This window comes from Octadecabacter ascidiaceicola, from assembly GCF_900185015.1.
GTDB classification, from domain to species: Bacteria; Pseudomonadota; Alphaproteobacteria; order Rhodobacterales; family Rhodobacteraceae; genus Octadecabacter; species Octadecabacter ascidiaceicola.
In genome coordinates this window covers 757,549-771,680 of the sequence record NZ_FXYD01000001.1, presented here as the reverse complement: position 1 = coordinate 771,680, position 14,132 = coordinate 757,549, and the positions used below count along the sequence as shown (strand labels likewise).

20 protein-coding genes are annotated in these 14,132 nt (G+C 54.8%); all 20 read left to right on the top strand.

What is annotated here, in order from left to right; translation table 11 throughout:
* Positions 1 to 59: 59 nt before the first annotated feature.
* Entirely contained in the window at positions 60 to 425 is a 366-nt protein-coding gene (locus OCA8868_RS03840) for an NADH-quinone oxidoreductase subunit A (RefSeq protein WP_093995186.1), read from the top strand.
* Positions 425 to 949 carry a NuoB/complex I 20 kDa subunit family protein gene (locus OCA8868_RS03835; protein WP_093995185.1) on the top strand — a complete coding sequence of 175 codons (525 nt, stop codon included), beginning with the start codon at positions 425 to 427 and terminating at the stop codon, positions 947 to 949. Before OCA8868_RS03840 ends, OCA8868_RS03835 begins: the two co-directional genes overlap by 1 nt.
* A 5-nt stretch (positions 950 to 954) precedes the next feature.
* The gene (locus tag OCA8868_RS03830) at positions 955 to 1,566 is read left to right on the top strand and encodes an NADH-quinone oxidoreductase subunit C (protein ID WP_093995184.1); all 612 of its coding nucleotides are present in this window, start codon (positions 955 to 957) and stop codon (positions 1,564 to 1,566) included.
* Positions 1,566 to 2,780: an NADH-quinone oxidoreductase subunit D gene (locus OCA8868_RS03825; RefSeq protein WP_093995522.1), complete on the top strand. Its 1,215-nt coding sequence runs from the start codon at positions 1,566 to 1,568 to the stop codon at positions 2,778 to 2,780. The genes OCA8868_RS03830 and OCA8868_RS03825 overlap by 1 nt, the downstream gene beginning before the upstream one ends.
* A 112-nt stretch (positions 2,781 to 2,892) precedes the next feature.
* Positions 2,893 to 3,156: a hypothetical protein gene (locus tag OCA8868_RS03820; protein ID WP_093995183.1), complete on the top strand. Its 264-nt coding sequence runs from the start codon at positions 2,893 to 2,895 to the stop codon at positions 3,154 to 3,156.
* The gene (locus OCA8868_RS03815; RefSeq protein WP_093995182.1) at positions 3,153 to 3,446 is read left to right on the top strand and encodes a hypothetical protein; all 294 of its coding nucleotides are present in this window, start codon (positions 3,153 to 3,155) and stop codon (positions 3,444 to 3,446) included. Before OCA8868_RS03820 ends, OCA8868_RS03815 begins: the two co-directional genes overlap by 4 nt.
* Complete coding sequence (locus OCA8868_RS03810) at positions 3,439 to 4,557, top strand: NADH-quinone oxidoreductase subunit E (RefSeq protein ID WP_093995181.1); 1,119 nt, start codon at positions 3,439 to 3,441, stop codon at positions 4,555 to 4,557. Before OCA8868_RS03815 ends, OCA8868_RS03810 begins: the two co-directional genes overlap by 8 nt.
* Before the next feature lie 169 nt (positions 4,558 to 4,726).
* Positions 4,727 to 5,824, top strand: a complete 1,098-nt coding sequence (locus OCA8868_RS16720) for a helix-hairpin-helix domain-containing protein (RefSeq protein WP_218822666.1) — start codon at positions 4,727 to 4,729, stop codon at positions 5,822 to 5,824.
* An 84-nt stretch (positions 5,825 to 5,908) separates the two neighbouring features.
* Complete coding sequence (locus tag OCA8868_RS03800) at positions 5,909 to 6,127, top strand: DUF5337 family protein (RefSeq protein ID WP_093995180.1); 219 nt, start codon at positions 5,909 to 5,911, stop codon at positions 6,125 to 6,127.
* Between the two features lie 41 nt (positions 6,128 to 6,168).
* Entirely contained in the window at positions 6,169 to 7,452 is a 1,284-nt protein-coding gene (gene nuoF, locus OCA8868_RS03795) for an NADH-quinone oxidoreductase subunit NuoF (protein WP_093995179.1), read from the top strand.
* A complete protein-coding gene (locus OCA8868_RS03790; RefSeq protein WP_093995178.1) occupies positions 7,453 to 7,683 on the top strand; it encodes a hypothetical protein in 231 nt (76 codons plus the stop codon). It abuts the gene before it with no gap.
* Positions 7,683 to 8,132: a DUF3291 domain-containing protein gene (locus OCA8868_RS03785; RefSeq protein WP_093995177.1), complete on the top strand. Its 450-nt coding sequence runs from the start codon at positions 7,683 to 7,685 to the stop codon at positions 8,130 to 8,132. The genes OCA8868_RS03790 and OCA8868_RS03785 overlap by 1 nt, the downstream gene beginning before the upstream one ends.
* A 111-nt stretch (positions 8,133 to 8,243) precedes the next feature.
* Positions 8,244 to 8,642: a DUF5333 domain-containing protein gene (locus tag OCA8868_RS03780; protein ID WP_093995176.1), complete on the top strand. Its 399-nt coding sequence runs from the start codon at positions 8,244 to 8,246 to the stop codon at positions 8,640 to 8,642.
* Positions 8,643 to 8,841: 199 nt separating this feature from the next.
* On the top strand, positions 8,842 to 10,860 hold the full coding sequence (gene nuoG, locus OCA8868_RS03775) for an NADH-quinone oxidoreductase subunit NuoG (RefSeq protein WP_093995175.1): 2,019 nt from the start codon (positions 8,842 to 8,844) through the stop codon (positions 10,858 to 10,860).
* A gap of 2 nt (positions 10,861 to 10,862) precedes the next feature.
* On the top strand, positions 10,863 to 11,240 hold the full coding sequence (locus OCA8868_RS03770) for a YNQ4 family lipoprotein (RefSeq protein ID WP_503121332.1): 378 nt from the start codon (positions 10,863 to 10,865) through the stop codon (positions 11,238 to 11,240).
* 9 nt (positions 11,241 to 11,249) lie between these two features.
* Positions 11,250 to 12,290, top strand: coding sequence for an NADH-quinone oxidoreductase subunit NuoH (gene nuoH / locus OCA8868_RS03765; RefSeq protein WP_093995173.1), 1,041 nt, complete (start codon positions 11,250 to 11,252; stop codon positions 12,288 to 12,290).
* Position 12,291: 1 nt separating this feature from the next.
* The gene (gene nuoI / locus OCA8868_RS03760) at positions 12,292 to 12,786 is read left to right on the top strand and encodes an NADH-quinone oxidoreductase subunit NuoI (protein ID WP_093995172.1); all 495 of its coding nucleotides are present in this window, start codon (positions 12,292 to 12,294) and stop codon (positions 12,784 to 12,786) included.
* Complete coding sequence (locus OCA8868_RS03755; protein WP_093995171.1) at positions 12,783 to 13,220, top strand: carboxymuconolactone decarboxylase family protein; 438 nt, start codon at positions 12,783 to 12,785, stop codon at positions 13,218 to 13,220. Before nuoI ends, OCA8868_RS03755 begins: the two co-directional genes overlap by 4 nt.
* Positions 13,217 to 13,822, top strand: coding sequence for an NADH-quinone oxidoreductase subunit J (locus tag OCA8868_RS03750; protein ID WP_093995170.1), 606 nt, complete (start codon positions 13,217 to 13,219; stop codon positions 13,820 to 13,822). Before OCA8868_RS03755 ends, OCA8868_RS03750 begins: the two co-directional genes overlap by 4 nt.
* A gap of 2 nt (positions 13,823 to 13,824) precedes the next feature.
* Positions 13,825 to 14,130: an NADH-quinone oxidoreductase subunit NuoK gene (gene nuoK, locus OCA8868_RS03745; protein ID WP_093995169.1), complete on the top strand. Its 306-nt coding sequence runs from the start codon at positions 13,825 to 13,827 to the stop codon at positions 14,128 to 14,130.
* The last annotated feature ends 2 nt before the right edge of the window (positions 14,131 to 14,132 follow it).

Here is a 14,132-nt window from a genome sequence, read left to right as displayed (position 1 = left end):
ACGAGCAAGCAACATCAGGGTGCGCCGCTGCGTGCCCGCCAACCTTGGAGTTGTCGCTCGTGGACGAGATGCTCAGAGAATACCTGCCAATCATCATCTTTTTAGGGCTCGCCATCGTGTTGGGCGCTATTTTGATCCTTGCTGCCGTCGTGCTGGCGGTACGAAATCCCGATCCGGAAAAAGTTTCCGCGTATGAGTGCGGATTTAACGCCTTTGATGATGCGCGGATGAAGTTTGATGTTCGCTTTTACCTCGTTTCGATCCTGTTCATTATTTTCGATCTCGAAATCGCCTTCCTGTTCCCATGGGCTGTCGCCTTTGGTGACATCAGCATGGCGGCGTTCTGGTCGATGATGGTGTTCTTGGCGGTCCTGACCGTTGGCTTTGCGTACGAATGGAAGAAGGGAGCGCTCGAATGGGAGTGATGGCAGGGCAAAACACCGCTGGCGCAGACCGTGAGGTTGCAACCCAAGGCTTGAACAAAGAGCTGAACGACAAAGGTTTCCTTGTTACGTCTTCCGCTGATCTTATCAACTGGGCCCGTACGGGGTCTTTGCACTGGATGACCTTCGGGTTGGCCTGCTGTGCGGTTGAAATGATGCACACCTCCATGCCGCGCTATGATGCTGAACGTTTCGGCATCGCGCCGCGTGCGTCCCCACGTCAGTCCGATGTGATGATCGTTGCGGGTACGCTGACCAACAAGATGGCCCCCGCGCTGCGCAAGGTTTATGATCAAATGCCAGAACCGCGCTATGTGATCTCAATGGGGTCTTGTGCGAATGGTGGTGGTTACTACCACTACAGCTACTCCGTTGTACGCGGCTGTGATCGCATTGTGCCCGTGGACATCTATGTTCCCGGTTGCCCGCCAACAGCAGAAGCCCTGCTTTATGGCATCCTGCAATTGCAACGCAAAATGCGCCGCACTGGCACAATCGTAAGGTAATTCCTATGTCTGACGCTTTGAACGAGCTTGGCGAACACATTGAACTCAAGCGCCCTGATTGTGTGCTGTCTTGGGATGTTACAGGTGGTGAGCTGACAGTTGATGTCGCACCTGCGAACATCGCGGGGTTTGTGGAATTCCTAAAGGTCGACAACACCTGCAAGTTTTCATCTTTGGTTGATATCACCGCAGTCGATTACCCGGGCCGCGCCCAGCGTTTCGACGTGATCTACCACTTCCTGAGCATGTATCAGAACCATCGTATCCGTTTGCGCGTGAAGGCCCGTGAAGACGAAATGGTGCATTCCATTATGGACGTGCACCCCTCCGCCAACTGGTTTGAGCGCGAAGTGTTCGACATGTTCGGCATCATCTTCAAAGGCCACCCAGACCTGCGCCGCATCCTGACGGACTACGGTTTCCGCGGCTATCCGTTGCGCAAAGATTTTCCGACAACGGGGTATACCGAAGTGCGCTACGACGACGTGCAAAAGCGCGTCGTCTACGAACCTGTGTCACTGGTCCAAGAATACCGCCAGTTCGATTTCATGTCTCCATGGGAAGGTGCCGAATACATCCTTCCGGGTGATGAGAAGACCAAGGAGGAGGCGAAATGATGGACGGCACCAACAACTTCGACGACGCTCTCACCGGCGAGCAGCAAATTCGCAACTTCAACATCAACTTCGGACCGCAGCACCCTGCGGCGCACGGGGTTTTGCGTCTCGTTCTGGAACTCGATGGTGAAATCGTAGAACGCTGCGATCCGCACATTGGCCTGCTGCACCGTGGCACCGAAAAGCTGATGGAAAGCCGCACTTACCTGCAAAACCTGCCGTATTTCGACCGCCTCGATTACGTCGCACCGATGAACCAAGAACATGCTTGGTGTCTGGCGATTGAACAGCTGACAGGCACAGAAGTGCCGCGCCGTGCGTCCTTGATCCGCGTTCTCTATTCTGAAATTGGCCGCGTGCTGAACCACCTGATGAACGTCTGCACGCAGGCGATGGACGTTGGCGCGTTGACCCCGATTTCATGGGGCTTTGAAGAGCGCGAAAAGCTGATGGTGTTTTATGAGCGTGCCTGTGGCGCACGCCTTCACGCCGCCTATTTCCGCCCAGGTGGTGTTCACCAAGACCTGCCGGATCAGCTGCTTGAAGACATCGACACATGGGCCGTCGAATTTCCACAGATCATTGATGACCTTGATGGGCTGCTGACCGAAAACCGCATCTTCAAACAGCGTAATGTCGACATCGGTATCATCACCGAAAAAGACGCGCTGGATTGGGGTTTCTCTGGTGTGATGGTGCGCGGTTCTGGCATGGCGTGGGATTTGCGTCGCAGCCAGCCCTATGAATGCTACGACGAGTTTGATTTCCAAATTCCTGTTGGCAAGAACGGTGACTGTTTTGACCGCTACCTATGCCGCATGGAAGAAATGCGTCAGTCCACCTCCATCATCCGCCAAGCAATCGAAAAGCTGCGCGTTGAAAAGGGTGATGTGATGGCACGGGGCAAGATGACGCCACCGGCACGCGCTGAGATGAAGACGTCTATGGAAGCGCTGATCCACCACTTCAAACTTTATACCGAAGGCTTCCACGTTCCTGCGGGCGAAACATATGCCTGCGTCGAAGCGCCGAAGGGTGAGTTTGGCGTGTTCTTGGTGGCTGATGGGTCCAACAAACCATACCGCGCCAAAATTCGCGCACCGGGATATCTGCACTTGCAGGCGATGGATTTCGTGGCAAGCAAGCACCAGCTTGCAGACGTCGCAGCGATCATCGGCTCGCTTGATGTTGTGTTCGGGGAAATTGACCGTTGATCGCACTCTCCCCAATTAACACGTTGTTCATCGTATCCGGCTTGGGAAGCCAAGCGCTGCCAATGGCGGTGTTTGCGACTTTCACCGGCCTCGCATTTGGAGCAGGGATGTGATGAAGCCGATTGCTTTTGCCGCGTTGTTGCTCGCTTCTCCTGCTTTTGCTCAGGACGCTGATGAAGCCTCAGTTGCGGCGATGACCGCTGCGATTTTGGATGTGGACTGTCTTGTGACGGCGGAAAACGGTGATGCTGTTTTGGAGGCCTCTGGCCTATCTGAGGAAGAAACCATGTCCGTGATCGCGACGATGTACGCGGCGGGATCGGTTGCTTTGGAAGCAGACGGATCAATGAAACTTATTGATGAGGCGTGTGAATGAAATACGCAGCACTCCTCCTTGCGGGTTTCGTACTCGTCGGTTGTGATGGCATTGGCGGGGAGACCTTGCCAGTGGGTGTCACGGCTGCGGAGGTTGCGTTTTTCAGAACAGCTGTCGCGGACGTTGGATGTAGCATCACTTCGGATGAATTAGCGGCTTCCGTTAAAACCCAAACAGGGTTTGGCGAAGACAAACTTCGATCTATCACACAATACCTTCGGCTGAATGGCGAAACAGACGTGAGCGCCAGCGGCTTTAGACTGACTTCAGGAACTTGTGCCAATGCTTAGACGCCTCCACCTAGACCAACCTGCAAGCTTTGCTTTCACGCCAGACAACCTCGCGTGGGCTGAGGCCCAGATCACGAAGTATCCCGAAGGCCGTCAGGCATCTGCGATCATTCCATTGTTGTGGCGTGCGCAGGAGCAAGAAGGTTGGTTGACCCGCAAGGCGATTGAAACGGTCGCTGAAATGCTGGGCCTTGCCTATATGCGTGCCCTCGAAGTCGCGTCTTTCTATTTCATGTTCCAGTTGCAGCCTGTTGGCACAGTTGCCCACATTCAGGTGTGCGGTACGACGTCCTGCATGATTTGCGGCGCGGAAGATCTGGTTGCTGTGTGTAAAGAAAAGATCGCTGCCGAACCGCATGAAGTTTCAGCGGATGGCAAGTTTTCATGGGAAGAGGTTGAATGCCTTGGGTCCTGTTCCAATGCACCAATGGCCCAGATCGGCAAAGATTATTACGAGGACCTAACTGCTGCCAAAATGGGTGAGCTGATTGACGCGCTTGGCCGTGGCGAAGTTCCACTGCCGGGTCCACAAAACGGCCGCTACGCTGCTGAGCCTTTGAAGGGTCTTACCACGCTGACCGAAATGGACAGCGGTAACCACCAGTACAACGCCTCCGTTCAACTGGCGCATGATATCGGCGACACAGTTAAGCGCATCGATGGCACTGAAGTTCCACTTCTTGCGCCATGGCAAAATTCCGGTAAGTCCGCCAAAAAGCCGGCCGCGAAAAAGCCAGCGGCCAAAGCTGCGGCTAAGCCAGCAGCGAAGAAAGCGGCAACTACGAAACCTGCTGCGAAATCTGCTAAACCAGCGGCCAAAGCCGCCAAGCCTGCAACAGCAGTGAAGACCGGACCCGGAACAGCAGCAGAATCCAAACCACGCACAATGTCAGCGCCGCGAAAGTCTGGCGCGGATGATTTGAAATTGATCAGTGGTGTTGGTCCTAAACTCGAAGGCGTGCTGAACGAACTTGGTTTCTGGCACTTCGACCAAATCTCCAAGTGGGGCGCGGGCGAAGTGGCTTGGGTCGACAGCCGGTTGAAGTTCAAGGGCAGGATTGAACGTGACGGTTGGATCGAACAAGCCACAAAATTGGCGGCCGAGAAGTAAGAAACACTGCGAAAATACACGAATTAGTCGAAATGAGCCGCCCAAATACCACATTTGGGCGGTTTTTCGTGTTTCTCCCCCTTATCAAGTGAGACTCTCGCGTCTAAGGTCTGCGCAATTATGACGCAGGGTTGGGAAAAGCCGCGTTGGGAACAAAAAGGGTTAACAAATGAAAACGTCCTCTAACAAGATGGGTATCCTCGCAATTGCCGCGTTGTTCGGCATCGTTGCTTTGATCGTGGCCTATAAGGTTTTGCACTATGCGGGCTTCACGTCCTTCATCATTGGCTTGATCGTCGCCATCATCACGTGGATCATCCTTTGGCTCGGCTGGGGCAAAACGGATGAAGGAACTTCTGTGAGCGGCGACGCATCCGGTAGCAAAACTGCAGCCGCAGGAGCGGCAACTGCAGCAGGTCTTGTAGGCGCAGCGGCGGGTGCAACATCCAAAGCGGCAAGTGCCGCAAGCGATGCGGCATCATCAGCAGCGAGTGCGACGACAGGTGCCGCCAAGAACGCGGCATCCTCTGCGAAAGCGGGTGCGACAACTGCAACGAAAGGCGCAACAGACGCCGCTGCGACTGCAACGAAGGCGACGAAGTCTGCGGCGAAATCCACAGCAGGTGCTGCAAAGACGGCTGCTAAGTCTGCGACTGATACGGCAAAATCCGCAGCAAAAACAGCTCAAGGCGCTGCGAAGACAACTGCCAAGAAAGCAACGGGCGTTGCTAAGTCTGCGACAGGTACTGCAAAAACTGCGACCAAAGCTGCGGCCAAGTCTGCACCAGCGAAAGCTAAGCCAGCAGCGAAAAAGGCAGCAAGCACAGCAAAAGCCGCGACAAAGCCAGCGGCGAAAGCGGCAGCCAAACCAGCTGCTAAGGCGAAGCCAGCTGCAAAAGCTCAGGTAAGCACTGCAAAAGCATCCACTGCGAAATCCACTACTGCAAAAGCTGCAAAGCCGAAAGCCGCTCCGGTTGCTAAGGACGGAAAGCCCACAACTTTGACCAAGGCACGTGCGGGTGGCGCAGATGATCTCAAGCAACTCAAAGGTGTTGGACCGGGTCTGGAAAAGACGCTGAACGAACTTGGCTTTTACCACTTCGATCAGGTCGCCGGATGGCGCAAGAAAGAAGTTGAATGGGTTGATGCCCGTCTGAAATTCAAAGGCCGCATTGAGCGTGACGAATGGATTAAGCAGGCGAAAGTTCTGGCCAAAGGCGGAACCACCGAGTTCTCCAAAAAGGTAAAAAAGGGCGGCGTATACTAGGACGCCCGAAATAATCGCAAAGGGCCCGCCACTGAGATGTGCGCGGGCCTTTTCTTTTGTGCGGGTTCGCGGCACATATAGGCCATGAGCAACCGCCACGACCAAGACACCGCCCGAATGGGACGCCAAGCCGCAATTGTGATCGCTTGTGCAGGTTTGCTTAGTATTTTTGCGCCACAACTGACGCGATTGCTGGGGGCGACCCCACGGGTTGAGATGTTGTTTTACCTTATCTCGCTTGCTGGGTTCATTTGGTCACTGGTGGTGACGTGGAAGCTATGGCAAAAGACACGCGATAAATGATACCTTCGCACCAGTGTGAAGAAGACTGAGGAAACCATCCGATGCTCGCAGATAAAGACCGCATTTTCACGAACCTTTATGGAATGCACGACCGCACGCTGAAAGGCGCGCAGGCACGTGGCCATTGGGATGGCACCGCAGGCATTATCAAAAAGGGCCGTGACTGGATCATTGACAACATGAAGGCCTCTGGTCTGCGTGGTCGTGGTGGTGCTGGTTTCCCGACAGGTCTGAAGTGGTCCTTCATGCCGAAAGAATCTGACGGCCGCCCTGCGTACCTTGTTGTGAACGCCGACGAATCTGAGCCGGGCACATGTAAAGACCGCGAAATCATGCGCCATGACCCACATACGTTGATCGAAGGTTGTTTGATCGCGTCTTTCGCGATGAACGCGAACGCGTGTTACATCTACATCCGTGGCGAATACATCCGCGAAAAAGAGGCGCTGCAGGCGGCGATTGACGAAGCTTACGAAGCGGGCCTTCTGGGCAAGAACGCTGCTAAATCCGGTTGGGATTTTGATCTGTATCTGCACCACGGGGCAGGGGCGTATATCTGCGGTGAAGAAACTGCATTGCTCGAATCCCTTGAAGGCAAAAAGGGCATGCCGCGCATGAAGCCGCCATTCCCTGCGGGTGCTGGTCTTTATGGCTGCCCGACAACTGTGAACAACGTCGAATCAATCGCGGTTGTGCCAACAATTCTTCGCCGCGGTCCTGACTGGTTCGCTGGCATGGGCCGCCCGAACAACGCGGGCACCAAGCTGTTTGCGATTTCCGGCCATGTGAACAACCCCTGCGTCGTCGAAGAAGAAATGTCGATTTCTTTTGAAGAGCTGATCGAAAAGCACTGCGGGGGTATTCGCGGTGGTTGGGATAACCTCAAGGCGGTCATTCCGGGCGGTTCATCCGTTCCGATGGTGCGCGGCGAAAACATGCGCGACGCGATTATGGATTTTGATGCGCTAAAGGAAAAAGGGTCTTCCCTTGGCACGGCCGCGGTCATCGTGATGGACCAGTCCACTGACGTGATCAAAGCGATTTGGCGTTTGTCTAAATTCTACAAGCATGAATCTTGTGGCCAGTGTACGCCATGTCGCGAAGGCACAGGCTGGATGATGCGTGTGATGGACCGTCTGGTGAAAGGCGAAGCGGATCCTGCGGAAATCGACATGCTGCTCGACGTGACCAAACAGGTCGAAGGCCACACAATCTGTGCACTCGGTGATGCGGCCGCTTGGCCGATCCAAGGCTTGATCAAAAATTTCCGTGACGAGATCGAAGATCGTATTGCGCACAAGCGGAACCCTGTTGCGGCTGAATAGATGAAAGCGTTCCTTGACGGTACTGCGAGTTTCCTAGCAGCCCTTGCGACGGTTGCGATATGCGGATTGCCGTCTTGGTTCACCTACAAAGCGATCGAAGCGAATGCCGCTCCGTGGTGGGCTTGGTTTTCGGTTGCCGCGCTCTGCGCTGTTGGGCTTCTGATGACGTTCGCTTTCCTTGGCAAAGCGATCAAAGGCGTTGCTCCGTCGCGTGACCGAAAGCGCCGCTAGTGCATCTCGCGGAACTCAACATTGGCCGTCTTCTTGCCCCCGTTGACGACCCGCGGGTTAAGGAATTCATGGACAACCTTGATCGGGTGAACGGCCTAGGCAAACGTATGCCCGGTTTCGTTTGGATGTCCGAAGGGTCGGGTGAGCCGGGGACTGGGAACACGGAAAACAGCATTGGCGATGATCCGCAGTTGGTTTTCAACCTGACCGTTTGGGAAGACTTGCCGAGCCTTGAAGCCTTCGTTTACAAAACCATTCACACCAAATTCATGGACCGCAAAGCCGAATGGTTTGAGGTCTTGGACCAACAGCACTTTGTGATGTGGTGGGTTGAAGAGGGGTACCACCCCACTCGTGACGAAGCCTTGGCCAAGCTGAATGAACTTCGCGCAAACGGCCCAAGCGACGCGGCCTTCGGTTGGGATTGGATCCGTAGCAAAAACGGGTGAAATACGCCGAAATAAGAGATAACCGAGGATTGCTATTGAATAGCAGTGCCACCTGATTGACATCTGGGGCAACCGTCGCACCCAATGCGGCGAAGAACTTGGAGTATTGTAATGAAAACCAAAACAACATGGGCAGCCGCCACATCGATTGCGCTTATTCTGGGCAACTCAGTCACGGCCGACCCCAGCAATGTGGAACATGTGACCGAAGGCTTGATCGCGGCAGGGATGGCGGTTGAGCTCGACGATCACTGCGGGGACGTCAAGGTGCGCCTCGTGCGCGGGATCAATTTCCTTCAGGGTCTGCAACGAGACCTCGAAGATTTAGGGTATTCTGATGCAGAGATTGATCAGTACATTGATAATGATGTGGAAAAGGCGCGTCTTGAGGGTATTGCGCGCGAGCGGCTGAACGCATTGGGAGTGCGCACGGGTGATCCTGCGACCTATTGTGCCGTAGCCCGCGCTCAGATCGCGCAGGGCACGCAAGTGGGTCGATTGCTGCGTTAAGAATTCTTACAATTTCACTAAGAATTGGGCGGGGTTTTCGGACTCCGCCTTTGTTGTTTCCGGTAAATATTTCTGCGGGATTTTCGTAGGTTTCGGGCTGGCAAATCATGCGCGTGCGCGATAGAACGCAAGGGAATTTGGCAGCCCTGTTTTTGGGCCTGCTTGGTGCATAAGCCATACGGGAACAGGGAACACGCCCATGTCCGATCTGCGCAAGATCATCATCGACGACAATGAAGTAGAAGTGTCGGGCGCTATGACGCTCATTCAGGCTTGCGAAGAAGCCGGCATTGAGATCCCCCGGTTCTGTTATCACGAACGCCTTTCCATCGCTGGCAACTGCCGCATGTGTCTGGTCGAAGTGGTTGGCGGTCCGCCGAAACCAGCCGCATCCTGTGCGATGCAGGTGCGCGATCTGCGCCCTGGCCCCGAAGGGCAACCCCCTGTAGTTAAAACAAATTCTCCGATGGTGAAGAAAGCACGCGAAGGCGTGATGGAATTCCTCCTCATCAACCACCCGCTGGATTGCCCGATTTGTGACCAAGGCGGCGAGTGTGATTTGCAGGATCAGGCGATGGCGTATGGCGTCGACTTTTCCCGTTACCGTGAGGCAAAGCGCGCGTCTGATGACCTCGATCTCGGTCCACTCGTAGAAACCCACATGACGCGCTGCATTTCTTGCACACGCTGCGTTCGCTTCACGACCGAGGTCGCGGGCATCACCCAGATGGGCCAAACGGGGCGCGGTGAAGATTCGGAAATCACAAGCTATTTGGGCGAGACACTTGATAGCAACATGCAGGGTAACATCATTGATTTGTGTCCTGTCGGAGCGCTGGTTTCTAAACCCTACGCATTTACGGCCCGTCCTTGGGAATTGACCAAGACAGAATCCATCGATGTGATGGACGCGCTCGGCTCCAACATCCGCGTTGATACCAAGGGCCGTGAAGTGATGCGCTTCTTGCCGCGCAACCACGACGGCGTGAACGAGGAATGGATTTCCGACAAGACACGTTTCGTCTGGGACGGTTTGCGTCGCCAGCGTTTGGACACGCCCTACATCCGCGAAAACGGCAAGCTGCGCAAAGCAGGTTGGGATGAGGCGCTGAAAGCAGCAGCTGCTGCGATGTCCGGTAAAAAGGTAGCAGGCTTGATCGGTGACTTGGCCAATACCGAAAGCGCGTTTGCGCTTAAGGCTTTGGTCGAAGGGCAGGGCGGCGTTGTTGAATGCCGCGTTGATAATGCCAAGCTGCCAGCGGGTAACCGTTCCGGTTACGTGGGTAACGCCACGATCGAAGATCTTGATGATGCGCAATACGTGATGTTCATTGGTACGAACCCTGTTGTTGAAGCGCCTGTGTTGAACGCCCGTGTGCGCCGCGCATGGAGCAATGGTTGCAATGTCGATCTTATCGGTGAAGCCGTCGATCTGACGTATGACTATAACCACAAAGGCACGGATCGCGCAGCGCTTCAGGCCATTTTGGACACAAAGCCTGCCAAGAAGATTGTCGACAATCCATCTGTCGTCGTGCTTGGCCAAGGTGCCTTGCAAGAGGCAGACGGCGCAGCTGTCCTCGCCGCGGCAATGCAGATGTGTGACGCGTCCAAGTCCAAGCTGTTGATCCTGCACACGGCTGCTGGTCGCGTTGGAGCGATGGATGTGGATGCAACGAACAAGGACGGCATGAAAGCTGTTGAAGCGGCGGATGTTGTTTACAACCTCGGCGCTGACGAAGTTGAAATCGCGGCGGGTCCGTTTGTGATCTACCAAGGTTCTCACGGGGATCGTGGTGCGCACCGCGCGGATATCATCCTGCCAGCCGCAGCCTACACCGAAGAAAATGCGCTGTTTGTAAACACCGAAGGTCGCCCACAGCTGGCGATGCGCGCAGGGTTTGCACCTGGTGAAGCCAAAGAAAACTGGGCGATCTTGCGTGCGCTGTCAGCCGAGATTGGCGCACAGCAGCCTTGGGACAGCCTTGCAGGTTTACGCCAAGCGCTTGTCGCTGCGCACCCGCATTTGGGTGACGTTGACGGTGTTGCTGAAAACGAATGGCAGCCGGTTAAGGTTGGTAAGCTTGGTAAGGCCACTTTCCGCGGCGCTGTTAAAGATTTCTACCTGACAAACCCGATTGCACGCGCATCACAGCTGATGGCTGAGCTGAGCAGTAATGCCAAAAAACGGGCTGAAGCCCCGATTGCTGCGGAGTAATGATGCGTCCAGCGATCATAGCAATGACGGCGCTCGCAGCCTGCGAGACGACCCCAATCGCGCCGGAAGGCGCGGTGCGCTATGATGGCATCGAAACGCGGTTGCTGGTCGGGGACTTGGTGAACTTTCGCGTGAAAGTGGCCAACACAATTGAACGCCAAGATGTGGCGGATTACGCGGAGTGTGCAGCAGCACAATACGCATTGATACGTGGCTACGGGTTTGCGCGAAATGTGCGCACGCTGGTGGACGAAGAGGGTGGCATTTGGACGGGGGATGCTGTTTACACCATCTCGCCTGCTTTGCCGCGTGGGTCGAGGACGATAGACGCAGAAGTGACCGTTGCCGAATGCGCGCGCCGGTCCATTCCGACGGTCTGAGGGAATACGATGATTGAATTTTTCACCACTACAAATCTTGGGATCATTCTGATGATCCTTGGTCAATGTTTGTTGGTTCTGGTCCCGCTATTGGTCGCCTTGGCGTTCCTGATGTATGCTGACCGTAAGGTTTGGGCCGCTGTTCAGATGCGCAAAGGCCCGAACGTGGTTGGCGCCTTCGGCTTGCTTCAATCTTTTGCGGATTTCATCAAGTATATCGTCAAAGAAGTCGTCGTTCCGGCGGGGGCTGACAAAGCGGTGTTTTTCCTTGCGCCGATGATATCGTTCACGCTGGCGGTGGTCGCGTGGTCGGTTATTCCGTTCAACGATGGTTGGGTTATTTCCAACATTAACGTCGCGATTTTGTTCGTCTTCGCTGTTTCTTCATTGGAAGTTTACGGCGTGATCATGGGCGGTTGGGCGTCCAACTCGAAGTACCCATTCCTCGGCTCGCTACGGTCCGCCGCGCAGATGATTTCTTACGAAGTCTCGCTCGGGTTGATCATCATCGGTGTGATTATTTCCACAGGTTCGATGAACTTCGGCGCGATTGTTAACGCACAGCAGGGCGATTTGGGTCTGTTGAACTGGTATTTCATCCCGCACTTCCCGATGGTATTCCTGTTCTTTATCAGCGCCTTGGCTGAAACAAACCGCCCACCGTTTGACCTTCCGGAAGCGGAGTCAGAATTGGTTGCTGGTTATCAGGTTGAATACTCATCCACGCCGTTCCTGTTGTTCATGATCGGTGAATTGATGGCCGTCGTGCTGATGTGTGCCCTTGTGACGCTGTTGTTCTTCGGTGGCTGGCTGTCCCCGGTAGGCTTCTTGCCAGACGGCATCTTGTGGTTCGTCGGTAAAATGGCCTTCGCGTTCTTTATCTTCGCGATGGTGAAGGCGATCACGCCACGCTACCGCTATGACCAGTTGATGCGCGTTGGTTGGAAAATCTTCCTGCCGCTGTCCTTGTTCTGGGTCGTGCTGGTCGCATTCCTTGCAAAATTCGAAGTAGCTGGTGGCTTCTGGGCCCGCTACGCGATGGGAGGCTGATATGAGCCAGATTGATTACACACGGCACGCTAAGTATTTCCTGCTGACGGATATCGTCAAAGGGTTTGCGCTTGGTTTCAAGTACTTCTTCGCGCCCAAAGCGACGCTGAACTACCCCCACGAAAAGGGGCCACTTAGCCCGCGTTTCCGTGGTGAGCACGCCTTGCGCCGTTACCCGAATGGCGAAGAGCGTTGCATTGCATGTAAATTGTGCGAAGCGGTTTGCCCTGCGCAGGCAATCACGATTGATGCTGAACCGCGGGATGACGGAAGCCGCCGCACCACCCGTTATGACATCGACATGACAAAATGCATCTACTGCGGTTTCTGCCAAGAAGCCTGTCCTGTGGATGCGATTGTTGAAGGCCCGAATTTCGAATTCTCCACGGAAACCCGTGAAGAACTCTATTACGACAAAGAAAAGCTCTTGGATAACGGCGACCGTTGGGAAGCTGAAATCGCGCGCAACCTTGAACTGGATGCACCGTACCGATGAGCGATCAAAACCCCTTTGATGCATGGATGAAGGCCGGTCAGGACTGGGCGAAGGGCGTGAGCCCCGAGTTCGCTGAAGTCATGGCTGATTCCATGAAAGGGGTCGAAGACCTGTTTCCAACCATGACCAAAGACTTGATGGAACAGTTCATGGGCAAAGGGGCGAACCCTGATGCGCTGGACGCGAAGACGAAACTGTTGTTGACGCTGCAAGGCCTGACCATTCAGGGCGCCCTAAATTCAGCATTGATGGCGGAACCACAGATCAAGCTGACCGTACGCCACGCCATTGAGGCGGGCGCGACGCAGCAAGAAGTGACTGAAACGATTGCACTGTCGGGCATGTTCGGCGGCGCACCTGCAATGACCAAGGCCATGGAATTGGCCCAAGAGGTGTTCGCCAAGAACGCCGCTAAAAAGGACGACGCGACATGACACCTTTAGTGATTGCCTTTTACGCCTTCGCGGTGACAACGATTTCGGGCGGTTTGATGACCGTGCTGGCGCGTAACCCTGTACACTCGGTGCTTTGGTTGATCCTCGCGTTCTTGTCCTCGGCGGGTTTATTCGTGCTTCTGGGCGCTGAATTTGTCGCGATGCTGCTGATCATCGTTTACGTGGGCGCGGTCGCCGTGTTGTTCCTGTTTGTCGTCATGATGCTGGATGTGGACTTTGCCGAGCTTAAGGCGGAAATGGCGCGCTATATGCCGCTGGCCCTGTTGATCGGTGTTGTTTTGTTGATGCAACTGGCGATTGCCTTTGGTGTCTGGGGCTTCTCGGACGGTGTTGATAGCCGCCTCGCGCAGCCGATTGGCGACGCTGAAAACACCAAGCAGTTGGGCATGATCATGTATGATCAGTTCTTCCTGATCTTCCAGCTGGCGGGCCTGATCCTGCTGGTCGCGATGATCGGTGCGATTGTCCTTACACTGCGCCACCGCACAGACGTGAAACGCCAAGACGTGATGACACAGATGTCACGCGATCCGGCGAAAGCGATGGAATTGAAAGACGTAAAACCGGGGCAGGGGCTGTAATCATGATCGGACTTGAACACTATCTTACAGTCGCGGCGGCTTTGTTCGTCATTGGCATCTTCGGGCTTTTCCTGAACCGCAAGAACATCATCATCTTGTTGATGAGCATCGAATTGATGCTTCTCGCGGTGAACATCAACTTCATCGCATTTTCCAGCTTCCTTGGCGATCTCGTCGGGCAGGTCTTTACCCTGTTCGTCTTGACGGTTGCCGCTGCTGAGGCCGCGATTGGCCTTGCGATCCTCGTATGTTTCTTCCGCAACCGCGGCACCATCGACGTTGAAGATGTCAACGTCATGAAAGGCTAAGA